24 protein-coding genes are annotated in these 24,415 nt (G+C 59.4%); 15 read left to right on the forward strand and 9 right to left on the reverse strand.

Annotation, left to right across the window (positions count from 1 at the left end; all coding sequences use genetic code 11):
* Positions 1 to 29: 29 nt before the first annotated feature.
* The 10 genes from PW792_02260 (at position 30) to PW792_02305 (ending at position 8,762) form a co-directional block, all read left to right on the forward strand.
* Positions 30 to 770 carry a cytochrome c gene (locus PW792_02260; protein MDE1160750.1) on the forward strand — a complete coding sequence of 247 codons (741 nt, stop codon included), beginning with the start codon at positions 30 to 32 and terminating at the stop codon, positions 768 to 770.
* Between the two features lie 65 nt (positions 771 to 835).
* Entirely contained in the window at positions 836 to 2,158 is a 1,323-nt protein-coding gene (locus PW792_02265; GenBank protein ID MDE1160751.1) for a hypothetical protein, read from the forward strand.
* Positions 2,148 to 2,834 (forward strand): hypothetical protein, encoded by a 687-nt coding sequence (locus PW792_02270; protein ID MDE1160752.1) that lies wholly within the window; start codon positions 2,148 to 2,150, stop codon positions 2,832 to 2,834. Before PW792_02265 ends, PW792_02270 begins: the two co-directional genes overlap by 11 nt.
* A gap of 102 nt (positions 2,835 to 2,936) precedes the next feature.
* A complete protein-coding gene (locus PW792_02275; protein MDE1160753.1) occupies positions 2,937 to 3,812 on the forward strand; it encodes an SCO family protein in 876 nt (291 codons plus the stop codon).
* Between the two features lie 8 nt (positions 3,813 to 3,820).
* The gene (gene coxB, locus PW792_02280) at positions 3,821 to 4,873 is read left to right on the forward strand and encodes a cytochrome c oxidase subunit II (GenBank protein MDE1160754.1); all 1,053 of its coding nucleotides are present in this window, start codon (positions 3,821 to 3,823) and stop codon (positions 4,871 to 4,873) included.
* A 4-nt stretch (positions 4,874 to 4,877) separates the two neighbouring features.
* Positions 4,878 to 6,554 carry a cytochrome c oxidase subunit I gene (gene ctaD, locus PW792_02285; protein MDE1160755.1) on the forward strand — a complete coding sequence of 559 codons (1,677 nt, stop codon included), beginning with the start codon at positions 4,878 to 4,880 and terminating at the stop codon, positions 6,552 to 6,554.
* A gap of 31 nt (positions 6,555 to 6,585) precedes the next feature.
* Positions 6,586 to 7,335, forward strand: coding sequence for a cytochrome c oxidase subunit 3 family protein (locus tag PW792_02290; protein MDE1160756.1), 750 nt, complete (start codon positions 6,586 to 6,588; stop codon positions 7,333 to 7,335).
* 31 nt (positions 7,336 to 7,366) lie between these two features.
* A complete protein-coding gene (locus PW792_02295; protein MDE1160757.1) occupies positions 7,367 to 7,729 on the forward strand; it encodes a cytochrome C oxidase subunit IV family protein in 363 nt (120 codons plus the stop codon).
* Positions 7,730 to 7,882: 153 nt separating this feature from the next.
* Positions 7,883 to 8,329 carry a DUF3224 domain-containing protein gene (locus PW792_02300; GenBank protein MDE1160758.1) on the forward strand — a complete coding sequence of 149 codons (447 nt, stop codon included), beginning with the start codon at positions 7,883 to 7,885 and terminating at the stop codon, positions 8,327 to 8,329.
* 10 nt (positions 8,330 to 8,339) lie between these two features.
* Entirely contained in the window at positions 8,340 to 8,762 is a 423-nt protein-coding gene (locus tag PW792_02305) for a hypothetical protein (protein ID MDE1160759.1), read from the forward strand.
* Between the two features lie 10 nt (positions 8,763 to 8,772).
* Here PW792_02305 and PW792_02310 read toward each other — a convergent pair whose 3' ends face one another.
* The gene (locus PW792_02310) at positions 8,773 to 9,549 is read right to left on the reverse strand and encodes a TrmH family RNA methyltransferase (protein MDE1160760.1); all 777 of its coding nucleotides are present in this window, start codon (positions 9,547 to 9,549) and stop codon (positions 8,773 to 8,775) included.
* 82 nt (positions 9,550 to 9,631) lie between these two features.
* The gene (locus PW792_02315) at positions 9,632 to 11,074 is read right to left on the reverse strand and encodes an alpha/beta fold hydrolase (GenBank protein ID MDE1160761.1); all 1,443 of its coding nucleotides are present in this window, start codon (positions 11,072 to 11,074) and stop codon (positions 9,632 to 9,634) included.
* 64 nt (positions 11,075 to 11,138) lie between these two features.
* On the opposite strand from PW792_02315, the gene dnaG reads away from it, so the two are divergent.
* Positions 11,139 to 12,938 carry a DNA primase gene (gene dnaG / locus PW792_02320; protein ID MDE1160762.1) on the forward strand — a complete coding sequence of 600 codons (1,800 nt, stop codon included), beginning with the start codon at positions 11,139 to 11,141 and terminating at the stop codon, positions 12,936 to 12,938.
* A gap of 24 nt (positions 12,939 to 12,962) precedes the next feature.
* Positions 12,963 to 15,407: a DPP IV N-terminal domain-containing protein gene (locus PW792_02325; GenBank protein ID MDE1160763.1), complete on the forward strand. Its 2,445-nt coding sequence runs from the start codon at positions 12,963 to 12,965 to the stop codon at positions 15,405 to 15,407.
* Positions 15,408 to 15,581: 174 nt separating this feature from the next.
* Here the strand turns inward: PW792_02325 and gluQRS are convergent, their stop codons facing one another.
* Complete coding sequence (gene gluQRS / locus PW792_02330) at positions 15,582 to 16,478, reverse strand: tRNA glutamyl-Q(34) synthetase GluQRS (GenBank protein MDE1160764.1); 897 nt, start codon at positions 16,476 to 16,478, stop codon at positions 15,582 to 15,584.
* Positions 16,479 to 16,558: 80 nt separating this feature from the next.
* Between gluQRS and PW792_02335 the strand changes: the two genes are divergently transcribed.
* Positions 16,559 to 17,128 (forward strand): RDD family protein, encoded by a 570-nt coding sequence (locus tag PW792_02335; GenBank protein ID MDE1160765.1) that lies wholly within the window; start codon positions 16,559 to 16,561, stop codon positions 17,126 to 17,128.
* Between the two features lie 99 nt (positions 17,129 to 17,227).
* On the opposite strand, the gene PW792_02340 is transcribed toward PW792_02335, so the two are convergent.
* From PW792_02340 to PW792_02355, 4 genes are all read right to left on the reverse strand, one after another.
* Positions 17,228 to 18,028, reverse strand: a complete 801-nt coding sequence (locus tag PW792_02340) for an alpha/beta hydrolase (protein MDE1160766.1) — start codon at positions 18,026 to 18,028, stop codon at positions 17,228 to 17,230.
* Positions 18,029 to 18,128: 100 nt separating this feature from the next.
* A complete protein-coding gene (locus PW792_02345; GenBank protein ID MDE1160767.1) occupies positions 18,129 to 19,469 on the reverse strand; it encodes a DNA polymerase in 1,341 nt (446 codons plus the stop codon).
* A 116-nt stretch (positions 19,470 to 19,585) separates the two neighbouring features.
* Entirely contained in the window at positions 19,586 to 20,023 is a 438-nt protein-coding gene (locus tag PW792_02350; GenBank protein MDE1160768.1) for a carboxypeptidase-like regulatory domain-containing protein, read from the reverse strand.
* Entirely contained in the window at positions 19,971 to 20,195 is a 225-nt protein-coding gene (locus PW792_02355; GenBank protein MDE1160769.1) for a hypothetical protein, read from the reverse strand. Before PW792_02355 ends, PW792_02350 begins: the two co-directional genes overlap by 53 nt.
* A gap of 234 nt (positions 20,196 to 20,429) precedes the next feature.
* Between PW792_02355 and PW792_02360 the strand changes: the two genes are divergently transcribed.
* Together PW792_02360 and PW792_02365 are read left to right on the forward strand one after the other, a co-directional pair.
* Positions 20,430 to 21,251, forward strand: coding sequence for a rhomboid family intramembrane serine protease (locus tag PW792_02360; GenBank protein MDE1160770.1), 822 nt, complete (start codon positions 20,430 to 20,432; stop codon positions 21,249 to 21,251).
* A 124-nt stretch (positions 21,252 to 21,375) separates the two neighbouring features.
* Positions 21,376 to 22,326 (forward strand): aldo/keto reductase, encoded by a 951-nt coding sequence (locus PW792_02365; GenBank protein MDE1160771.1) that lies wholly within the window; start codon positions 21,376 to 21,378, stop codon positions 22,324 to 22,326.
* Between the two features lie 77 nt (positions 22,327 to 22,403).
* On the opposite strand, the gene PW792_02370 is transcribed toward PW792_02365, so the two are convergent.
* Together PW792_02370 and PW792_02375 are read right to left on the reverse strand one after the other, a co-directional pair.
* On the reverse strand, positions 22,404 to 23,654 hold the full coding sequence (locus PW792_02370; GenBank protein MDE1160772.1) for an MFS transporter: 1,251 nt from the start codon (positions 23,652 to 23,654) through the stop codon (positions 22,404 to 22,406).
* Between the two features lie 125 nt (positions 23,655 to 23,779).
* The gene (locus tag PW792_02375) at positions 23,780 to 24,325 is read right to left on the reverse strand and encodes a carboxymuconolactone decarboxylase family protein (GenBank protein ID MDE1160773.1); all 546 of its coding nucleotides are present in this window, start codon (positions 24,323 to 24,325) and stop codon (positions 23,780 to 23,782) included.
* Between the last annotated feature and the right edge of the window lie 90 nt (positions 24,326 to 24,415).

Here is a 24,415-nt window from a genome sequence, read left to right on the forward strand (position 1 = left end):
TGCAGGCAAGAGGGAAACAGGGAGACGCAATGCAGGTAACCCGCCCAGCAACGGCTCTGGTGGCAATGACCGCGATCCTCGCGCTCGCTGGCTGCCGCCAGGACATGCACGATCAGCCGAAGTTCTTTCCGCAGCGCGGAACGAGCTTCTACGCTGACGGCCGCTCGGCCCGCCCGCAGGTGGAAAACACCGTCGGTCGCGATGAGTTGCACGATTCGTACTTTGCTACCGGTTTGATCGATGGCAAGGAAGGCGACGGCCTGCCGATTCCGCTCACCCCGCAGACGATTGCGCGCGGTCAGGAGCGTTACAACGTGTACTGCACGCCGTGCCACTCGCGTGTTGGTAACGGTGAAGGCATGATCGTTCAGCGTGGCTACCGCCCGGCAGGTGATTTTCACACCGACCGTATGCGGAACGCTCCGCTCGGCCACTTCTTCGCTGTCATGACGAACGGTTACGGCGCAATGCCTGATTACGCCGCACAGGTTTCGGTGCAGGATCGTTGGGCGATTGCAGCCTACATCCGCGCGCTGCAGTTGAGTCAGGATGCCAAGCCTTCGGACGTTCCGGCAGGAGAGCACGTGCAGGATCTGCATGAACTCGCCAAGGAACAGGGGATGCCTCCGGGGTTTGCGGATAGCTGGGAGCTGCCGAAGACTGCGGTGTACGGTACGCCGAACGGTCAAGACAACGGTATTCCGGGGCAGGGAACGGCAAAAGCTGCCCCCGCTGAAGCTACGGCTCCGGCAACGGGCGCAGCAAAGTAAGCTGCCTCCGGTTTTGGGATTGGATTTGAACGCTGAGAAGCTGAAACAGAAAGCGACGACGACGCATGGCTCATGAACTCGGACATCACGAAGCGCAACACCACGGCCCGCGTGCCTTGCCGGCAACGCTGACGGCGCCGCCGGTGGTCGCCGCCTGGCGCACGCGCGCAGCGATCGTTGCTGCGGTCTTTACGCTGGCCTCGCTGGTCTTCCTTGTGCTGCCTGGGCAGCGCATGCACCTCCTCCGCGCCTACCTGGCGGGCTTTATGCTCTGCTTCAACCTGCTTGGCGGCGCAATGGCTTTCCTGATGGTGCAGTACGTCTCCGGCGGTAAGTGGGGCCACATCCTGCGCCGTCCGCTCGAGGCCATGACCCGCACCTGGTGGTTGATCGCGGTCATGATCCTGCCCATCATGTTCTTCATGAAGCACCTGTACCTGTGGGCGATGTACACCACACCTCAGGCCTCGATGAATGCCTGGCACAACGGCTGGATTACGCAGGAAGAGCACCTCGACCTCAACTACCGTCATGTCATGCTGGCACGCACGTCGGCTATCGTGCAGACGGTTATTGTGCTCGGCTTCATGGGCCTCGTAATCTTCCTGCTCAACAAGTGGTCGATTGATCGCGATGCCGACCCCCAGGCTGGTACCCCCGCAAGCTACAAGCGCTGGCGCATCAAGTTCGAAAACCTTTCCGGTCCCTCGATCCTGCTCTACGTCATTCTGATGACGGACTTCGTGATCGTCTGGGTCAAGTCGCTTGATCTGATCTGGGCTTCCTCAGTCTTTGGTCTGCAGTTTCTTGTGGCTCAGGGCTACGCGGTCCTCGCCGTCGCAGTTCTTACGCTGCTCCTGCTTTCGAAGTACGAGCCGATCAAGACGCTCTTCCGCATGACCGAACAGCATGACATCGCCAAGCTGATGTTTGCGTTCACCATGCTGAACATCTACCTCACGTTCGCCGAGTTCCTGATCATCTGGTCGGGCAACATCCCCGACGAGTTGTACTACTACCTGAAGCGCATTCATGGCGGCTGGTGGACGATCTGCACGGCAGATGTCATCCTGCACTGGGTCATCCCGTTCTGCCTGCTGCTAGGTCGCGACATCAAGCGCAATAAGGGCAAGCTGAAGTGGGTTTGCATCATCATGCTCACGGCTCGCCTGGTAGACATTTTCTGGCTGATCTGCCCGTCCTTCAAGGACCAGGCTGAGCACCTTCGTCTGGCCGGTAACCTGGGCATCCTCGCCTACGTCACCGTCCCCGTCGGCATGCTGGCAATCTGGATGACGCTGTACCTCACCAATCTTATGCAGCGCCCTCTGTTGAACTTGAACGATCCGCATACGGAAGAACTGTTGGAGCCGGAACATGCCCACTAAAGGACACGAAGGACACGACGCAGGCAAGCCGGAAGGAGTGGTCGCTCATCCGCAGGACCCTTATGTCCGCGATTCCGACCACCCCGGCTACGAAACTCAGGACGTCAACGTCAGCGGCATTGCAACATTCATCGCCGGCATGGCGGGCTTCATCTTCGTCTTCTTCATCTTCTGCTTCTTCATGGGCAAGGCGATCAACTACGCTCTGCAGAAGCAGGACGGCCCTCGCGACAAGTGGCACCAGTCGCACGGCAACATGGGCGAGACGCCAGCCGGTGAGAAGCGCGAGAACCTGAAGGCAAACGCAACGATGGAGCAGGAACAGCTTGCTACCGTAGCTAAATCCTTCCCTGGTCCCCGTCTTGAAACCGACGACGGCAACCAGGATACGGCTGACCTTCACGCACGTGAGGACCTGCTGCTCGAGAACTACTCGTCGGCAAAGGATCTTCCCGCCGGCGCAGTTCGCATCCCGATTGACCGTGCAATGCAGTTGATCGTGCAGCGTGGATTGCCGAAGGCAGCCAACATGCAGGGCCCGCACAAGCTGATGGTGGGAGAAGATCCCCACACCGTTCAGGCTCCTTTGACCGATGGCTTTGCCCGTACCGGTTACGAGCTGGACACCATCAAGTCTCGCGAGCAGAGGCTTGAGTTTGAGCACGCAGAGAAGTAAACGTAGCAAGCTGTACCACCAGGCAGGAGAGTAAAGATGTTGAGCATGAGCACAATTCGAAAGAGGATCGGTCGACAGCTTGTCGCTGGCCTCGGTGCGCTCATGCTGGCAGCTTTAGTTCTTCCTGCTGCGGCGCAGGTAACGGGATACGCTGATAAGTCCATGGGGGAAAACCGTGGAGACCAGCTTCCGAATATCCTGCAAAAGGTCGCTGTCACGCAGCATCTGAATGGTCAGTTGCCGCTCGATGCCAAGATGGTGGACGATCACGGCAAGGATGTAACGCTTGGTCAGTACTTCGACGGTAAGCACCCGGCGATTGTCACGACGATCTATTACAACTGCCCGATGCTTTGCTCGGAAGAGTTGGATGGTTTGGCTGCAGCGCTTGAGATGGTTCATCTGGTTCCTGGGAAGGACTTCCAGATCGTGGTCGTTTCCATCGACCCGAGTGAAACGCCTCAGACGGCAGCGGCTAAGAAGGCGTTCTACCTCAAGCGGTACGGTCATCCTGAGACGGCAGACGGCTGGCACTTCCTGACAGCACAGAAACCTGCGATCGACGCCATGACCAAGGCAATCGGTTTTGGTTATGTCCGCGTCCCCGGACCGGATGGCCGTCTGACGCAGTTTGCTCATGCAAGCTCTATCGAAATTGCAACGCCGGAAGGCAAGTTGGCCCAGTACTACCTTGGCGTGGAGTACTCGCCCAAGGACATACTGCTCGGGCTGATCGATGCCAGCGGCAACAAGATCGGGTCACCGGTAGCAAACATTTTGACGTACTGCTACCACTATGACCCGTCAATCAACAAGCACTCGCTCATAGTGGCGCGAGTGGTCCAGCTGGGCGGCATGATGACAGTCGCTGGCTTAGGTGGATTCATGTTTGTCATGTTTCGCAGAGACCTGAAACTGGGTCGCGAGCAGGATCAAGATCTACCGGACGATGAAGAAAACAAACGGCGGAATGGATAAGGCGAACGATGGGAATTAGTCCAGTACTTTGGCAATTTTTGGTGAATTGGCTGCACAGCTCAGCGTTATTTCCGACTGAGGCATCCACCATTGCGCCATACACCGACGCGCTCTACTTCTTTCTGATTGGAATGACCATCTTTGGTGTCGTTCTGGTCGGAGCGCTGGTCACTGTCTTCTCGCTCAAGTACCGTCGCGAGAAGCATCCTGTAGCTGTGCAGATTGAAGGCTCCACGTTGCTTGAAGCAACCTGGACCATCATCCCGCTGGCCATCTTCCTCGTCACGTTTGTGTGGGGTGCGCTGCTGTATTTCCGCATCTACAACCCTCCTGCAAACTCGATGAACATCTATGTTGTCGGCAAGCAGTGGATGTGGAAGGCCGAGCACCCGGGCGGGCAGCACGAGATCAACGCGCTGCATATCCCCATCGGCCAGCCCGTACAGCTCACGATGATCTCGCAGGACGTTTTTCACTCGTTCTCGATTCCTGACTTCCGCGTCAAGCGCGAAGTGATCCCGGGCCGTTATACGACGGTTTGGTTCCAGGCTACGCAGACCGGCAAGTTCCACATCTTCTGCACGCAGTACTGCGGAACGCTCCACTCGGGCATGATCGGCGAAGTAACAGCGATGACCCCGGCGGACTACCAGAAGTGGCTCTCTGAGTCGACCTCCGGTATGAGCCTTGCGCAAAATGGTGAGCGTCTCTTCGCTTCGCTTGGTTGCATCCAGTGCCACAGCGGCAACGCAGCTTCGCGCGGTCCGAACCTCGCTGGTGTCTACGGCTCCAAGCTCACACTCACCAACGGCCAACAGGTCACGGTAAACGATGCATACCTGCGTGATGCGATTTTGAATCCGAGCGAGCATGTTACCGCTGGCTTCTCTCCCATCATGCCGACATACCAGGGACAGGTTTCCGAAGACGGTCTGATCGATCTGGTGGAATACATTAAGAACATGCAGTCCAATTACCGGGTTCATCAGACTCTGATGACGTCTGATAGTGATAAGGCTGCCCCGACAACGCCCACCACGGGCACAACGCAGGAACGGTGAAGCCATGAGCGCGACCACAATCGTCTCTTTACCTGATCAAGCTACGGCGCAGATGCCTAAGCGTAGCTATCTAAATAACGAGCATGGACTCCTGAGCTGGCTGCTGACCGCTGATCATAAGCGCATCGGTATGCTGTACCTGCTCTCGATCACGTTCTTCTTCTTCATTGGTGGTGCGTTTGCTGGCCTGATCCGTCTGGAACTGCTGACTCCGCAGCCCGATCTGGTTGCTTCGGACACCTACAATAAGTTCTTCACCATGCACGGCATCGTGATGATCTTCTTGTTCCTGGTTCCGTCGGTTCCGGCGACGCTGGGTAACTTCCTGCTGCCGATCATGATTGGCGCGAAGGATCTTGCGTTCCCGAAGATCAACCTGCTGAGCTGGTACCTGTACATGGCCGGCGGCATCTTCACCCTTGCCAGCCTTGTGCTCGGTGGTGTCGATACCGGTTGGACCTTTACCACGCCGCTCTCGACGCACTACCTGAACACGCACGTGCTCACCACGGCGACGGCGATCTTCATCGCGGGTTTCAGCTCCATCTTCACGGGCCTGAACTTCATCGTGACGATCCACCGTATGCGCGCTCCGGGTATGACCTGGTTCCGTATGCCGCTCTTCTGCTGGTCGCAGTACGCTGCTTCTTTGCTGATGGTGCTTGGTACGCCGGTTCTCGCTATCGCGATCGTGTTGCTCGCACTGGAGCGTCTCTTCGGTATCGGTGTCTTCGACCCTGCAAAGGGCGGCGATCCGCTACTCTTCCAGCATCTCTTCTGGTTCTACTCGCACCCTGCCGTGTACATCATGATTCTCCCCGGCATGGGCGTTATCTCGGAAGTGATCTCGACGTTCACCCGTAAGCGCGTTTTCGGCTACACGGCTGTGGCCTTCTCCTCGGTCGCAATCGCGCTCTTCGGCTTCTTCGTCTGGGCTCACCACATGTTCATCATGGGTGTGTCGAACTACTCGGCGCTGGTCTTCTCCCTGCTGACGATGCTTGTGGCTGTTCCTTCCGCTATCAAGATCTTCAACTGGGCGTTCACCATGCAAAAGGGCTCGATCACCTTCGAGACCCCGATGCTCTACGCGTTCGGTTTCATCGGCCTCTTCACCATCGGTGGTTTGACGGGCATCTTCCTCGGCTCACTCGGCATGGACGTGCATCTCACCGAGACCTACTTCGTTGTGGCCCACTTCCACTTCGTCATGGTCGGCGGTATGTTGATGGCGTTCCTCGCGGGCATCCACTTCTGGTGGCCGAAGCTCACGGGTCGTATGTACCCTGAGTCGCTTTCGAAGCTTGCAGCCGTTGTTACCTTCATCGGTTTCAATCTGACCTTCCTGCCGCAGTTCGTCGTCGGCTACCTCGGTATGCCGCGCCGTTACCACGCGTACCCGGCAGAGTACCAGGTGCTCAACGTCCTCTCGACGGCTGGTGCAACGATCCTCGGCGTAGGCTACATGCTGCCGATCCTGTACCTTGGCTGGTCGTTGAAGTACGGTGCGATCGCTGGAAACAATCCGTGGCAGGCAACTGGCCTCGAGTGGCAGATTCAGTCTCCGCCGCTCACGGAAAACTTCCTTGAAACACCGATCATCACGCACGAAGCGTATGACTACGAGTGGCTGGAAGAGAAAATGAAGCTTGAGAAGCAAGAGGTGACTCACGTTGGCTAACGCGAACTCCATCGCATCGACTGAACCGCTGATGCCCCGCGAACATGCCGTCCACGATGAGCATGATGAGCACCACTCTCTGCCGCAACTCCGTCATCACTTTGAGACGGAGGAGCAGCAGCGTGAGGCGGGCAGCTTCGGTATGTGGCTATTCCTGCTCACCGAAATCATGTTCTTCGGTGGCATGTTCATGGCCTACCTGCTTTACCGCAACTGGTACTACCCGGCGTTTGCGGCTGCTTCCAACCAGCTGAACGTTCCTCTTGGCGCGATTAACACGGCCATCCTCATCACCTCGGGCTTCTTCATGGCTCTTGGCGTGTGGGCTGCTGAAGTTCGCAAGAAGAGCACGCTGGTCCTCATGCTTGTTCTCACCGCCGTCTTCGGTCTCGCCTTTCTGGGCGTGAAGAGCGACGAGTACTACGAGAAGTATGAGAAGCATCACATCCCCGGCAACAGCTTCAACATCTCGGAGTTCGTTAACCCACCGATCAATGCAAAGACCGGTAAGCCGACCGAAGAGCCGTTGATGCCGGATATGGCGCAGAAGACACAGGTGTTCTTCTTCCTGTACTTCGCCATGACCGGAATGCACGCTTTCCATATGATCATCGGCCTGTTCCTGCTGGTATGGCTCATCTGGCGCGCGCAACGCGGTGACTTTACTTCAGGGTACGTTGCCCCGATTGAGAACTTTGGCCTTTACTGGCACTTTGTCGATATCGTCTGGCTCTTCCTGTTCCCGTTGCTGTATCTGATCAACCGACACCCGTTCAAGTAAGCCAGCGGCAATCAAGTTTTCGAGGTCTTTTATGTCTCATTCGATTCACAGCGACGTCCATAGCGAAAAGAACGATCCGCTGAACGTGACCAACCCGGAGCACGCGGAACATCACATCGTCTCGCCGGTCCAGTACATCATGGTCTACGCGACGCTGCTGATCTTCACCTTAATCACAGTGGGTGCTGCCTACATTGACATGGGTGCCTTTAACCCTGTCGTGGCGTTGGCGATCGCCACCTTCAAGATGATCATCGTGCTGCTCTTCTTCATGCATGTGAAGTACTCTTCACGCTTGATCAAGATGACTATCAGCTGCGGTTTTGTGATCTTCCTGGTGCTGATCACCATGACCCTCACGGATTACATGAGCCGTGCCTGGGGCCGCTGGTAAAGTACTCCTTCTAACCTCCACAAACGCCTCGCAGACTCTGCGAGGCGTTTGCTATTTGCATGGAACACTTCACGATCAGGTAAAGTGGAGCGCATGCGCAAACGCCTCATCACCACCGTGTCTGGAGTTCTATTGCTAGGAGTCCTCTTGCTCATGGGTACGCTCCATGCGCAGCGAAAGGGAACCGACACGATGCATCATGCAGCAGGTAGCTTTGAGGCCAAGCTTGTTCCCGCCGATACGCCTGAGATTCCCAAGGCCGCAGGGATTGGCGCGATGACGATCGACAAAACCTGGCACGGCGATTTGGAAGGTACAAGCCAGGGCGAGATGCTTCATGCGGCTGAAGCCACGACGGGCGCGATGGCCTACGTCGCTCTTGAACGTGTCACCGGCAAGCTTGGTGGCAAGAGCGGCAGCTTCCTGTTCTCGCACACAGCGTCCATGCTGAAGAGCAATCCCGCGGCAGCCGAGTTGAGCGTTACAGTCGTCCCGCATAGCGGCACGGGGGAGCTTGCCAATCTCAGTGGTTCGCTGAAGATCATCATCGACGCCAAGGGCGCTCATACCTACGAGTTCGACTATCGCTTCGACAACTAAGAGGAGACTTATGCCGTCCCCAAACCCCCGCGTATCCTTCGCTCCGCTTGCCTCGATCGTTGCAGCCTTCGTTCTCGTCATCGCCGCAGCGATGGTCATCCTGCCTGCCTACCATCGCTATCAGGCACGTCAGGACGAGACCAACATCATCGCGATCAACGAACTGAAGATCCAGCAGACGGCGCAGCTTGTCCAGGTGGAAAAACAAAAGGCCGAGATCCGCGTCGTTGAGGCGCAAGGCATCTCGGAAGCGCAGCGCATCATCAACACCACGCTCACCGATCGCTACCTTCAGCACGAAGCTATCGGTGCGCAGGAGAAGATGGCGAACTCGCCAAACCATACGACGATCTACATTCCGTCCGGGCAGAACGGCATCCCGCTCGTTCGCACCGTCGACGAACAGCCCACCTCGGCCTCGCCTAAGGATTAGCTCGTTCGCTTTATTTGGCTTGCTTCGGTGCCACGTTGCGTTCGATGTGCCGCAGCAGGCCTAGCCATGTCGCCGCCTCATCGCGGTTTTCGCCAAGCTGCTGCACCAAGTGACGAACAACGGTTTCCCGTGCGTTGGCAGGGAAGCGCTGATCGTATCCCGTAGCCTGCATCAGGCTTTGCAGCCGCTCGAAGAGGAGGTCGCGATGTTGCTCGGTTGCGGGCGCGGGAGCGTGCGTTGGCAGCGCGCGTGACTGCTCAAAGCCCTCGCGCGTCAGCTCATACAGGCATACGCCCACAGACTGCCCCAGGTTCATCGAAAGATGTCGAACGCCTTCGGGCTCGAACAAGGGAATGGTCAGAAGTCTCTGGCAGTGGGCAAGCTGTTCGTTGGTCAAGCCTGTCTTCTCTGACCCAAAGAGCAACGCCACTTTCGCCTCTGGATGCTCCAGTGCTTCGACCATCTTCGGGGCGGTGGCCTGCAGCGTCGTCACCTCGCACGCCAGTTCGCGATTGCCCAGAGCGGTCGTGCCCACGATCAGCGTGCAGTCCGCGATGGCTTCGCGGAGATCGCTGAAGCGTCGCGCTTCCTGCATGATGTGTGACGCACCGACAGCCGATTTGGCCTCAAGCTGAGCAGCTTCGAACGGTGGAGCAAACTCGTTCACCACGCGCAGGTCGCTGAAGCCAAAGTCCTGCATTGCGCGCGCGGCCGCGCCGATATTATGCGGATTCCGTGCTCCAACAAGCACGACGATAAAACGCGAACGGGCAGCAGCAGAGAGCATCGTCTTCGATTGTAGGCGTTACTCGTGTGGCCTCGGCGCGAGACGAAAGAGCCGAACGCAAAGTTCTTTGCCCGAGAAAGATTTACTTCGCGGCTGCATGCACAGGCGGTTGAGCCAGCAGCCAATCGCTGACCTTCGCGAGCACCTCGGGAGACATCGTCTCCTCTATTGTGGCGTACTCGGTTGGCGAGCCGCTCTCGGCGTGCTGAAAGAGGTGGTTCAATCCTGGCATCTCCACGGCTTCGACGTGATGGTTCCCACCTGCCTGCAGTGCTGCGCGAATTGCGGCGAGGTTCGGCGCGGCAACTACCTGCGCATCCAGCGAGCCATCGAGTGCGAGCACTGGACACTGCACGCGGCGCAGCGTTGGTGCGGGATCGTAGGCGATGTAGTACAGAAACCACGGCGACGTAAGCTGAGCGATCGCCCCGGCGATCTGCTCGGGCCCGCCTTGTCCGGCCAGCACTGCCTCCAGCGCCGCACGCCTTGCCTCCGCGGTTGCTGGCTTCATGTCGATCGCCAGCATCTTGCGTTCTTTTTCTCCTACGGCATCCACCTGCTCTTTGTTGGCTCCGCCTGATCTGGTGATTGCCTCGACCTGCGTGGAGATCACCTCCGAGCCTTGCAAACCGGGGCCCGCAAGGAGCACGATCGCGTTGATCTCCTGCGGATGCTCTGCCGCAAGTATCGGCGCAATCACGCCACCTTCGCTATGACCGAGCAGCGAGATGTGCGTCGTCTCAATCTCCGGCCGTGAGCGCAGATACGCCAGGGCTGCATCGGCATCGCTGGCAAAGTCCTGCGTCGTGGCGCTCCTGAAGTCGCCGGTGGACTTGCCCGTACCGCGCTTGTCGTAGCGCAGAACCGCGAAGCCTCGTCGGGTCAGCGTATCTGCCAGCAAAGCCATGGGCTTGTGGTGAAAGATCTCTTCATCGCGATGCTGCGGCCCCGAGCCTGCGATCAGAAGTACCGCTGGAAACGGGCCTTTGCCCGGCGGAAGTGTCAGCGTCGCGGCCAGCGTGTCCCCGGCCGTTGCGTTCGTGAAGCTGACATCCTCGGCGCGATAGGGGAAGGGCGGCTTCGGCGTCTGCGGGCGGTTGGGCCCGGTGAGTTCGGCCTTCGTCGCGGGAAGCAGTTTCAGCGACAGATCCTGGCCGCCCTGCGTCAGCGTCCCGTCGATCACGGTGTGCTCGGCGTTGAAACGGCCTGTGTAGCGAATGCCCGGCTTTGGCGCGTCGATGGTGATCTTCTCGCCTTCGAGCGTCGTAGAGGCCGTGGGCAGGCCGGTCGCACCCTGGTCCGGGCTGTCGAAGGTCGTCGTCAGCGCCGACGGCGTTCCGGCGATATGGAAGACGAGATGAATCTGAATTCCTGCTCCAGACAGCACGCCGATCCATACGCCCGTGACGGCGCCTGTAACGGGTGCGCCGCTGGCTTGCGTTGCTGTCGCGGCGGGCGTTTGCGCTGTGGCTGCGGTGAAGGGAACAGCAAGGCTCAACGAAAGGGCAACCGCAGCAATCTTCATACGCTTCAGTGTGCTCCGGTTTGGGCGCGCGGGCAAGCAGGCATCTACACTGGAAGCAGGCAGCATGTCCGACAACTTCGCCCAAACCGTCAAAGCCCAGACCGATATCATCCGCATCGTGGGCGAGTATCTGAAGTTGCGCAAGAGCGGCGCGAACTGGTCCGCGCTCTGCCCCTTTCACAAGGAAAAATCCGGCTCGTTCTACCTCTACCCGCAGACCTCCAGCTTCTACTGCTTCGGTTGCCACGAGCACGGCGACGTCTTTACCTTCGTGATGAAGATGGATAACATCAGCTTCCCGGAGGCTGTTCGCGCTGTCGCTCAGAAGATGGGCATCGCGCTGCCGCAGCGTCAGTTTTCGTCGCCCGAAGAGCAGCGTCAGGCCGGCATCCGCAAGCAGCTTATCGACGCGCACGAAGCCGCAACGCAGTACTTCCAGCAGAACCTGAACTCGCCCGAAGCTTCGCGGGCTCGCGAGTACATGACCTCGCGCGGCATCACGCCCGAGACCGTGCAGCGCTTCCGCATCGGCTATGCGCCGGAGAGCTTCAACGACATGCGCGAACGGCTGAGCAAGTTCTTCTCCGAAGAGGTGATGCGCGAAAGCGGCCTCTTCAGCTGGAAGGAGCAGGAGAACGGCGCGCCTGGCCAGATGTACGCGCGCTTCCGCAAGCGCATTACCTTCCCCATCGCCAACGAGCAGGGCAAGATCATCGCCTTCACCGCCCGCGCTCTCGACTCTGATGAGAAGAGCGGCCCGAAGTACATGAACTCGCCCGAGACGCCGCTCTACACCAAGGGCAACGTCCTCTTCAACCTCGACAAGGCCAAGCAGGCAATCAAGGATCAGGATGCTGCCGTGCTCGTCGAAGGCCAGATGGACGCGATCTCGCTCTTCATGGCGGGCGTGCAGAACGTCATCGCCACCAGCGGTACGGCGTTCACTGAGGCCCAGGTGCGAATGCTCTCGCGCTTCACCAAACGTGTCTGGCTCAACTTCGATCCCGACAACGCTGGGATGAACGCTGCGGAGAAAACGCTCTCCGCACTTGTCGAAGAAGGCTTCGAAACCCGTGTCGTTACGCTCGATGGTGGTCTCGACCCCGATCGCTACGTTCGCGAGCGCGGCGTGCAGGCGTATGCGCAGTCGGTTCGCGATGCCGCGCGCTACGCTGACTTTCTGATCGCACGTGCGCAGCAGCTTTACCCGGTCAAAACGCCAGAGGGCAAAGTGAAAGCGATGAACTTTCTGCTGCCTCACATCAAGCGCATTCCCAACGCGATCACGCGCGTCGACTTTGCAAACAACGCCGCGCAGAAGCTCAGCATCGACTCCGCGCTTATGCAGCAGGAGATTCGACAGGCCGCGCAGCAACGTCTCGAAAGCGTCCGCGCCCCGCAGGTTCGTTTGTCTTCGCTGGAGCGTGTGCTGCTCTGTGCGCTCGTGCTGCCAGACGCGGACTCGGCTCGACAGCTTGCCAGTGAAACCCTCGCGGCCAACCCGGACTGGTACGCCGAGCTTCCCAGCGCGGGCATCATCGATGTGCTCGCCAGCGGCCCGGCCCCGGATAACCCGCTCGAAGCTGCGCCGGACCAGACGTCGCGCGTGTTGCTTGCAACAGCGATGCAGCAGGGCATCGTCGAAAGCGAAGACGGTCGTGAGAGTCTGCACACGCTCGTGCAGAAGTCCTTGCGGGCGTTACAGATCAAACGGCTTGAGCGCCGCGAGCGCGAACTCCGCGTACAGATCGCCGAAGCCAGTCGGCGTGGCGATGACGCGATGCTGATGCAGATGGTGCAGGAAAAGCAGCACGTTTCGCAGGAGTTGCTCCGCATCGAACGCGAAATGACGCGCACGATGTAGCGCCTCCGCGATACCCTTGTGCTCATGATCACGCGTTGGCGTTTTGCAGCACTTTCCCTCCTCACCGTGGCTTCTACCGTTGCCTCTGCGCAGCGGGCTTACACCGATCACGACTACGCGCAGGCTGAGCGCTGGATGAACTACAACGTCCGCTCGCTTGTGCACCACAGCGTCAGTGAGATCACCTACCTGCCCGACGGTCGCGTCTTCTATCGCGACCCCACCGCGGAGGGCTTGCGGTACTACATCGCTGACCCCGCCAATGGCACGAAGGCTCTCGCTTTCGATCACACCAAGCTTGCGGCCGCGATCAATCTGCACACCAAGGTGAAGGTCAGCGCCGACCACCTGAGCCTCAGCGAGTACAAGCCCGAGCCCAACGGCTTTGCGTTTGCGATGCGCGGCCAGACCTTTCACTGCGATACGGCCATCACCGCCTGCCGTGTCGATCCTCCTGCACCGGAGCCGTTTGAAGCTGCGGCCAAAGCTCCATCAACCACCGCTGCGCAGACGAAGGCAAAGCCTGTCGCCATCAAGCCGCCGCTGGCGATGGCCAAAGGCCGCCGCGGTCGCGTGCCTGAGAACATCTCGCCAGATAAAAAGCTGGCGGCGTTTATCCGCGACAACAATCTCTGGGTGCGCACCGTTGCCACCGGCGAAGAACGCCAGCTCACCTTCGACGGTATCGCCGACTTCGGCTACGCCACCGATAACGCAGGTTGGCAGCATTCCAACGCCGCCATCCTTACCTGGTCGGCTGATTCAAAGAAGATTGCCACCTTCCAGCAGGACCAGCGTAAGACCGGCATGATGTATCTCGTCAGCACGACGAACCGCCACCCGCAGCTCGAACAATGGCGCTATCCGCTCGTTGGAGACAAGGACGTCACGCACATCGAGCCGGTTATCCTCGACGTCGCGAGTGGTCAGCTCACGCGCCTCAAGACCGAGCCGCTCGAGCATCGCTCCATGGAGTGCGATGACATCTCCTGCGACGGTGATGGTCGCTGGAGCGACGTCGAGTTCTCGCCCGACGACAAGCACCTCGCCTTCGTCGCCACCTCGCGCGATCACAAGGACGAGTGGGTGAAGGTCGCCGACACCACCACCGGCGACGTGCACGAGGTCTTCCACGAGCACGTTCCCACGTACTACGGCTGGCAGTCGAAGGTCGACTGGAAGTACCTGCCTGACTCCAACGAACTGCTCTGGGTCAGCGAGCGCAGCAACTACGCGCAGATCTACCTCTACAACCTCACCACCGGCAAGCTGAAGAACCAGGTCACCCACGGCGACGGCCCCGTCATCGATATCCCGTTGATCGACGCGAAGCACCGCGTCATCTACTTCCTCGCAGACGGAAAGGTCGCCGGTACGGACCCCTATCTGCGCCAGCTTTATCGCGTGGACTTCGACGGCAAGAACCAGACGCTGCTCACCGACTCCAAGCTCGACCATGCTGTGACCGTTGATCCCAGCGGCGCAACTTTTGTGGACGCCGCTTCGGACGTCACCACGCCGCACGTCTACACGCTGCGCGACAACGCCGGCAAGCAGGTTGCCCTGCTGGCCAGCGAAGACATCTCCGCGCTGAAGGCTGCGGGATGGAAACCTCCGATGCTTTTCAGCGTGAAGGCTCGCGACAACAAGACCGACCTTTGGGGTATCGCGTACCGCCCAACGGACTTCGATCCTGCGAAGAAGTATCCGGTGGTCGACTACATCTACCCCGGCCCGATTGGTAGTTCGTGCAGCGGTGATCACAGCTTCTACAGCGCGATGCATGACTTCGGATCAGTGGCTGAGCTTGGCTTCGCGCTCGTCTGTATTGACGGGCAGGGCAACGCCTTCCGCTCCAAGAGCTTCCACGACGCGCACGCTTCTACCCCCGAAGAGATGGGCGATGACACCATCCCTGATCAGGTCGCAGGCATCAAGGAGCTCGCTCATCGTTACCCGTGGATCGACATCGATCGCGTCGGCATCTGGGGCCACTCCGGCGGCGGCAATGCCACCGTTTCGGCGATGTTCCATGCCCCTGAGTTCTTCAAGGTTGGCTGGGCCGAGAGCGGCAACCATGACAACCGCGAGTACGAAGACGACTGGGACGAGCGCTGGGCGGGTCTCGAAGTCATCGACAGCAACGGCCATAGTAACTACGACGTCCACGCTAATCAGATCTACGCCGACAAGCTGCAGGGCAAGCTGATGCTCGTGCACGGAACGATGGACGACAACGTGCCGCCGTCCAACACGTTACTCGTCGTGGACGCACTGATGAAGGCCAACAAGGACTTCGACATGCTCATGGTTCCCAACGCGCACCACGCCTACGGAGAGATGACGCAGTACATCATGCGACGTCGCTGGGATTACTTCGTGAAGAACCTCGCAGGCGGCATTCCTCCGAAGGACTACAAGCCGAAGAGCTACGACGACGTCATTCGCATTCTCTACGCCGACCGCTAAACCGAACGCACGAACGACGAAGGCGTGGCCACAAGCCACGCCTTCGTCGTTCGTTGAGTTCTCTGCGTCTAAGCGTGCCGTCGTTCATGCATTCATCGAAGCTCCCAAATCCCTCTGCGCTCTCTGCCTTCCCGCTGTTGCCTTCGTCTTTGCCCATTGGAGTAGAGGTGGGCTTTAGCCCACCGTTCTGTCCTCTCCACGAAAGGGCTTTATCCCCGGCCTGCTTTGCGGCCACGAAAACATCGCCCGCACATCTTCTGCAGAAACACCCTGCTCCCGCAGAGCCCGCAGGCTCAACGCATCATGCCTCTTTGCCAGCCTTACTCCATCCGCATCGCGCATTAGCTCGGTATGAAAGTAGTCAAGCGTCGCCAGCCCCAACGCTCTCTGCAGCAGCATCTGCCGCGCCGTCGACTTCAGCAGATCGCGCCCACGCACGACCTCCGTGATCCCCTGAAACGCATCGTCGACAACACAAGCCAGTTGATAGCTTGGCAACCCATCCTTGCGCCACACCAGGAAGTCGCCGAAGTCCGCCTCGGGTACGCACCCGGCCACAAACACCTGCGCCCCGCAGTGCCCATCGACAAACGTCACGCTCTCACCATCGGGCACGCGAAAACGATAATTTGTCCCTGGCTGCAAGACTCCACCATTCGTGGAACGGCAGCGTCCGGTATACACCGGTTCGTCATCCGTATCTTCATGTGGAGCGGCCACGGCCTGCTGCAAGTCCTTCCGCGAGCAGTAGCAGGGATACGCCCACCCCTTCGCCAGCAGAGCCTCCACCGCCGCGCGATACGCTCCCACACGCTCGCTCTGCACCACTTCGCCATCCCACGCGATGCCCAGCCACGCCAGGTCTTCGCGCATGGCGTCGACGAACTCCGGCTTCGCACGCTGGCTATCGAGGTCTTCATTTCGCAGCCACAGCCGCCCACCGGCAGCTCGCGCACGCTCATAGGCGATCCAGAACGTCCTCGCATGTCCCAGGTGCAGCAGCCCGGTCGGCGACGGTGCAATCCGTCCGCAGTACTCCCTCGCCGCTGCCGCTTCCACGCTCACACCCATGAGCCTAGCGCATTCGCTTGTCCTCTCACAGTCCCGCCACGATACAGTGAAGAGCAACCGCACATTCAGGAGACGCCCCGATGCCAAAGCTCTGGCGAGGCAACCGAGCCTTTCACGCGCACGAAACCGCCCGCATGGACTCTCTTAACGGCTTGCCGCTCGCCAGCTTCAAGAGCCGGGCCATCGCAATCGCCATTGACGTTCTCCTCATTGCTGTCGCTCGACACATCCTTGGCATGGGGAGCCATGAGGTCAGCGAGCAAAATAGGGGCTCGTTCGGCTGGTTTGTTCTCGAAGGAGAAGAGGCCGTTCGCCATCTCATCGAATCGACCATCTACTACGCTGTCGCGCTCAAGGTCGGCAACGGCCAGACCTTCGGTAAATGGATCATGAAGATTCGTGTCGTCTCGCTGACACACCACGGCATGGGCTGGTGGCAATCCATCGAGCGCGCACTGGGCTACGGCGCGTCGCTGCTTGAAGGAGGCTTCGGTTTCCTGCAGTACTACATCAATCCCAACCGCATGTGCGTTCACGATCGCATTGCGGAAACCATCGTCATCGACCTGCGCGCGTCGCGTGCAGAACCAGCCCTCAAGCCCGACCTCGAAGCTGAATCCGCACTGGAAGTTGATCCCATCGCAGGCTAATCAGCAGCCACGCTGCAAGGCGCAGGAGTGATTGTTTTTGCGCGGTAAAGGGGCCCTAGGGCCCTTTTACCGTGCACGAAAGCAGGGCCTCAGCTCGGCCTAACGGGCTTTCAAATTCGTATCCAGAAATACCACCAGGGCCTCGAAGTTCGCCGCACGATAGCGGCTCTTCTTCCAGTAGTTGTGTCCACCGCCTCGCGCCACAAACGTCGTCACCTGGTTGCCGTTCTTCTGCATCAGCTCAATGAACGTCGTCGCCTGCGAGTAGGGGATCTGGTGATCGCTGTCGCCATGCCCCACAAAGAACGGAACTTCGTGATCGCCAACATGGTTGTCCGGGGAAGCATCGTCGCACACCTTGCCGATGTGTTCGCAGTCACCGCCCATATATCGCTTCAGCAGCCAGGCCTTCGGATGTAGATCGTACCCTCCGTTCAGCACGACTGCCGCCTGTACCGGTACATCATCATGCGTAATCCGCATCGGCGGATCGGCTGGCCCTGTGGGCTCCAGCGCAGTCAGAGCCACGATCTCCGCCCCGGCCGAAGAGCCAAGCACCGCCACACGATCCGGGTCCAGGTGGTACATGATCGAACGCAGCCGAACAAAGCGCACCGCCTCGCGCGTCTCTATCCACGACTGCGGAAACGAGTGCCGGTGCTTGTCATAGTTGATCGCAAACGAAGCATACCCACGCTCTGCCAGTTGCTGCGCAATCCGCTTCATCTCGTGCTTGGAACCTGTCCGCCACGAGCCACCGTGCACCAGCACGACCACCGGAAAGCCCTGGGCCCCGGCGCCCGCCGTGGGGAGACACAGATCGCCCTCATAGGCCCCGGTACGGTCCACGGTATACGCCATCGTCCGCTCGGTGAAGCGCGGAGTTTTAGCATGGGCCACCCCGGCACCAGCCAGAGCAGAAGCAACAAACAAACAAGCAAGACGAGTTACAGCGCAGCGAGAAATCACAGAAAATTGGATGAACAAAACATCTTGTAGGTTACATGTAATCGACGCCGTACTCGACCGGGATCTGTGTAAACGCGATTCGCGTCGGTGCGGCCTCTCTCGCAGGCAACATTCCGGCAAAGTGCAGCGTCGTATGGCCGTACTTTTTATTCAGCTTGTCCATCGTGGCTGCAAGTTCTGTGCGATTTCCGGGCTCTTCGAACAAGGCTGTCTGCATCTCGTCGTTGCGCAGCAGGTTTCTCATCGTTACGCCTATAAAAAACGGTTTCTGCTGATCCAGCCCTTGCGGCCTCTGCGCCCATATCCCGCGCAGGACCTCCAGCAGCGACAACGTGTCCTGGCATGGACGAAACTTCGCCTCCATGCCCCAGGCCGTCTGCGTAATGCCGCTGGTGTGCTTCTTGACCTTGCCGCTCGCGCGCTCCTGCTGCTCACGCGTCAGCGAGTACTTGATCGTTACCGCCAGCGTCGTCGTGTGGAAGTGCTCCATGCGCAGCCGCATCGCGGCTTTGTGCAGCAGCTTGTGCGCGACAGCCCATGCGCCTTCCTGCGTGCGATGCTCCGGCCCCAGCACATGCGAGTGCCCCAGAGATTTCTGCACATCGCTCGATACCGGGGCTCCATCGTCGCCCGTGTCATGGCCGCGCAGCCAGTGGTAGATGCGGGCACCCCACACAGAATCCCAAAGCTGATACATGCCGTGCACATCCAGCGCCAGCAACTGCGGCATCGTGCGAATACCCTTCGCGTTTAGCCGCGCCTCCGTACGCGCTCCCACCCCGGGCAGGTCGCGTAGCTCCAGGTGAGCAATCGCCCTCGGTAGCTGCGACGGCAGCAGCCCAATCAGCCCATCCGGCTTCTGCATATCGCTGGCAATCTTCGCGAGATAACGGTTTGGCGCCATGCCAATCGAGCACCGCAGCGTCGAGCCCACGTCATCTTTGATCGCCTGTTTGATCGCCAGCGCAATCCTGCGCGCGTTCGCCGGCTCCCGCTCCCGCCCGATCAACTGGCACGCCACTTCATCGATCGAAGGCACATGCGCCACCGGGCAGATGCGCTCCACGGCCTCGGCCACCTTGTGCGAGATCTTCGCGTACTCCGTATGCGAGCCGTTCACCAGGATGATGTCCGGGATCTTCGCCCTGGCCTCGGCGACCTTCGTGCCCGTCTTCACGCCCACGGCTTTGCACTCATAGCTCGCTGCGATCAGCGTCCCCGTATCGGCCATCGTGCCCACCACGGCCGTAGGCTTACCGCGATACTCCGGATGCAACTCCTGCTCGACCGACGCAAAAAAGCTGTTCAGGTCGACGTGCAGGAAGCCGAAGTAATCTTCCGTCATCGCGGGTTGGAGCTTCACTTCGGACACCGGCGAGACTATCCTCTCGCTCTATTATATTCGCCTGATATTCGCTTTACGGTGAATCGATATACACAAAAATGCCCCGCCGTAAGTGGCGAGGCATTTTCTGTCGACTGTTCCAGCTAGTCTTCCACCTTCAGCGTGTACGTCAGCGTTGTTTTGCTGTTGAACATGCTGATGCTGTGCGTTTTCGAGCGTTTGCCGTTCAACTCCGCCCACACGTCGTAGTCCGAAGACATCGAAAGCTGGGTGAAGTGGAACTCGCCCTGATCGTTCGTCAGGTAGCTCTTCACCGAAAGCGTCTTCGTGTCCTTGATGTAGACCACGGCGTTGTCAATCGGCTTGCCGCTCTTGTCCTCCACCGTTCCGGTCACCGTTCGCACCGTGGGCTCTTTTTTGCCTTGGGCGAACGCTGCTGACGGCGAGACAGCAGCGGCTACGATGCCGCCGACTCCGAACAAAGCAACAAGCGCCAGCGTGCCGGAGCACGCTGCACGCCGAGCTGCTTTACTCGTCGTCGTCATCATCGTCATCATCATCGTCGCGGAGGTCTTCGTCATCGTCGTCCTCTTCGTCGTACTCGTCGTCACCAGCCGGAGCAAGCTCCAGCGGGTCGGTTGAAACTACTTCCAAGTCTGTTCCGCATTCGTCGCAGGTGAGGGTCTGACCCTCTTCTACTTCTTCTGCATCGATATCTAACGGGTTGTCGCACTCTGGGCATGCTACTGACATAAACCCTTGTCCTCCTGAGAAAGTTTTGGCCCACCCTTGTAGCATGGACTCAAGGTGCGGCGCTCCTTCCTCTGTTCTAACGAGGCTCGCCGGACTCGTCAACTTGGGACGCAGGAAGTGTGTCGTTGGTTTCGCGATTTCACACAAATCTTGTACCAATTTTTGTCGCGGACCGCGACAGTTTGCCCCGTATGTGGTGCAGACTCATGTTCGCAAGCAAGGGAGTTTTCGCTGATGGCGCGCTCATCCATTCCGTTCGCTCTGCCGCCGTTTCGCGGACTCACGCGACGTATTGTTCTGCTGGTACTTGGTTTCTGGTTGCTCGTTTTTCTCATTTCTCTGCGCAACTCCGAAGCCGCGAACCTGCTGACGTTGAAGTTTTCAATGCGCCCGGACGAGACGCTTGGGCGGCAGATCTGGCAGCCGTTTACCTACTCGCTGGTCTACCTCCACAGTGAGTTTCTTTCCGTTCTCTTTGGTGTCTTGTCTTTCTGGTTCTTTGCCTCGGAGCTCGAAAGCGAACGCGGCTCGCGGTGGCTGGGTGAGTTTCTCGGCATCGCCGCGGTCATCGGCGGCCTGCTCGCCGCGCTCCTCACCCGGTTTGTTTTTTTCCCGCTCACTGGAATGGTTCCCACGGACTACATCTGGGGGCTTGGGCCGCTGAACATCGCCATCATCCTCGCCTACGCGCGCTTCTACCCAGACCGCGAACTGGTCTTTAACTTCCTGCTTCGGCTCAAAGCGAAGTACCTCGCCGCTATCTATGTGCTCATCTACATGGCGAGTTCGCTCACCACGGGCCATCGCTTTGACGCTCTGGTGGCGGTCTGCGTCTCCGTTTTGCGGATTCGCTTACATCCGCTTCGCTCCTCGCAAAGGCATGCGTTCTCTCTTCTCGGAGCGTTGGTACGGTCTCCGCAACGCCTTCTACCGCAACAAGCGGCGCCGCGCGGCCAAGAAGTTCACCGTCTACATGAAGAAGCAGGGCAAGGATGTGAACCTCGACGCCAGCGGCCGCTACGTTTCGCTCGAAGACGAGCAGCGCGACCCGAATGATCCTCGCTGGCGGAACTGAGCGGGCGAAAGTCTCACCCATCTCTCCTGGAGATGGGTATCCCGGAAATATCCGGAGCATCGCCAGCTTTCGCAAGCGAGTCTAACCCTGCAGGAGATATCTCGTATGCAGAAGCGCTCGCTCGGTAAGAGCAACCTCGAAATCGTACCGTTGGTTCTCGGTGGCAACGTCTTTGGCTGGACCGCCGATGAGGCGACCTCGTTCCGCATCCTCGACGCCTTCGTCGACGCAGGCTTTGACGCCGTCGACACCGCCAACATGTACTCTGCCTGGGTTCCCGGCCACAAGGGCGGCGAGTCTGAAGCCGTCATCGGTAGGTGGTTCGCGAAGAGCGGCAAGCGCGACAAAGTCGTCCTCTTCACCAAGGTAGGCAACCCCATGGGCGACGGCTCCAAGGGGCTGAAGAAGGCTTACATCCTGCAGCAGGTCGAAGACTCGCTCCAGCGCCTCCAGACCGACTACATCGACCTCTACCAGTCGCACATGGACGACGACACCACGCCCTTCGAAGAGACTCTCGAGGCGTACCAGACGCTCATTCAGCAGGGCAAGGTAAAGGCCATCGGCGCTTCGAACTACAAGGGCGCGCGCCTCGCCGAGGCGATCGAGCTCGCGCAGCAGAAGGCCCTTCCCACCTACGTCTCGCTGCAGCCCGAGTACAACCTCTACGACCGCGCAGCCTATGAGGCTGACCTTGCTCCAGTCGTCGAAAAGTACGGCCTCGCGGTCATTCCGTACTGGCCTCTGGCCTCCGGCTTCCTGACGGGCAAGTACAAGACGAAGGAAGACGCTGCAGGCGCAAAGCGCGCCGGCATGGTGGGCAAGTACTTCGATGATCGCGGCCTGAAGATCCTGAAGGCCCTCGCTGAGGTGGCCGAAGAGTCCGGTGCGGAGCAGGCCACGGTTACGCTCGCGTGGCTGCTCGCCCAACCCACCATCACGGCCCCGATCGCCAGCGTCAGCAAGCCCGAGCAACTCGACGCTCTCCTCGCCTCCGTCTCGCTCAAGCTCACGGACGCACAGGTGAAGAAGCTCACCGACGCCAGCGCGTACTAAGCTGCCACAGGCAGTTATCACCGTCAAAAGTGAAGGGCATGGTTCGTAACCATGCCCTTCGCTTTTGAACTCCGTTTCTACATTCTCTCCAGCGGCACTGGATCAAGCCGTTCCGCTATCGGCACCCAACCAAAGAACGCCGTCATACCCGACACTGCGATCACCACGGCGATCATCGCGACGCACCCCGGCCAACCTGCATGTCGCCAGGCCACGCCCGGCAGCATGCCTCCGACCGTCCCACCCACGTAGTAAATGCAGATGTACAAACCTGTCGCTGAAACGCGTCCACCCGCAGGTGCGGCGTCGCGGATAAAGCTGTTCGCACACGTCTGCGCGATGAACACGCAGGAGCTCGCCATTGCCAGCCCCGCCGCCACCAGCACCAGCGAGTGCGACAGCGTCGTGAGGATGCCCACCACGCCGACAGACGTCGCAATCAACATGCCGATGCGCAGCCCGATCCGCACCAGGTAGCGCCCCATCACCAGCGTCGCCACCAGCCCGATCAGGTACACCGCAAACAGGTCGCTCAGCTTCTCTGTTGAGAGCAGGAAAGGCTTCTCGGACAGATAGAACGTCACGAAGTTGAACGTCGAAACCAGCGTAAATAACATGCAGAATCCGATGAGGAACGTCGCCAACAATCGCGGGTTCTTCATGTGCCCCAGCAGCGGAGCCAGCACGGAACTCTTCTTCTGCTCATGCTGATGTCGAGGCTTCGGCAGCAGCCATGCGGTCAATCCCGCTCCCACAAATCCACCCACCGCCAGCACTGCAAATACCTCATGCCAGCCCATCCGCGCGGCAATAAAGCCGCCGAGGAATCGCCCGAGGAAGCCGCCAAACACCGTCCCGGCCACATAGCTGCTCATCACCCTCGGCACGTCCAGCGGAGGAAACTCATCGGTGATATACGCAATCGTCAGAATGAAGATTCCGGGCGTCGAAAGCCCCTGCAGCATTCGGCACACCGCCAGCGTATGCAGCGACTGCGCAAAGCTCGTCAGCAACGTTAGAACTGCCAGCGCGACCATCGAAATCACAATCGCTTTCTTGCGCGGCAACCGCTCGCCAAACAGCGCCAGCAGGAACGACGAAATCGCCACACCAATCGTCGCCGCGCTCACCGTCACGCCCACCTGCGTCTCGGTTACGGAGAAGACGTGCGCCAGCATCGGCAGCATCGGCTGCGTGCAGTACAGGTTCAAAAACGCCACAGAGCCGCACAGGAAAACCGCGAGCAGCTTCGCCGTGCTGGCTTGTTGAGGAGAACGTTGCAATCGACTGTCCGCGTCGGTGGAAGGTGTTGTTGCCAGGAAACCCATGATCTTTATTAGATGGTACGCGGAGTGCCCTGACTCATAGCTTCTCCGCATGAACGCCGACGGCCCCGTCGATGCTTCGACGGGGCCGTTGGGGATTGCGCAGGCAAATTACAGAAACAATAGCGTTACGCAGCCGGTGTCGGCGATGCTTTCTCCGAATCCAGCACCACGCCGATCGCGTGAACGACAGACGTCACACGAATCGCCGCATTCACCAGCTCTTCGGTCACACCCTTGCTGCGCAGCACGGCTTCATGCGAAGCCACGCACTTGCCGCACGCGTTCACGGCAGAAACCGCCAGGCACCACAGCTCGAAGTCGTTGTGGTCCACGTTGTGGCCACGCAGAGCGTTCATGCGCAGACGCGCAGGCAGCGTCGCATACTTCTCGTTCTCGGTCAGGTGGTGGAAGCGGTAGTAGACATTGTTCATGCCCATAATCGCCGCCGCAGCCTTCACCGCGTCGATCACGTTCGGTTCCAGCAGCTTGCTCGCTTCTTCAATCGTCGCAGCGGTCAGCTCGGCCGAACGCGTCGCAATGGCAGAGGCAACCACCGTCCCCCAAAGCTGCTGCGGCGTCAGCTCTGTGTTCTGCTTCACAAGAGAAGAAAAGTTCAGCTTCAGGTCCTTGGCATAGCCAGGAAGACCTGCAATCAATTCATCCAGAGACATTCCAAAATCCTTTCGTTCCGCTTCGAGTGGGTCACACCCAAAGGTGCAAGAAAAGGTGGCCGCCGCTCGCTGCGTGGCCACCTTCCCTCA

This window comes from Acidobacteriaceae bacterium (assembly GCA_028283655.1).
Taxonomy (GTDB): domain Bacteria; phylum Acidobacteriota; class Terriglobia; order Terriglobales; family Acidobacteriaceae; genus Granulicella.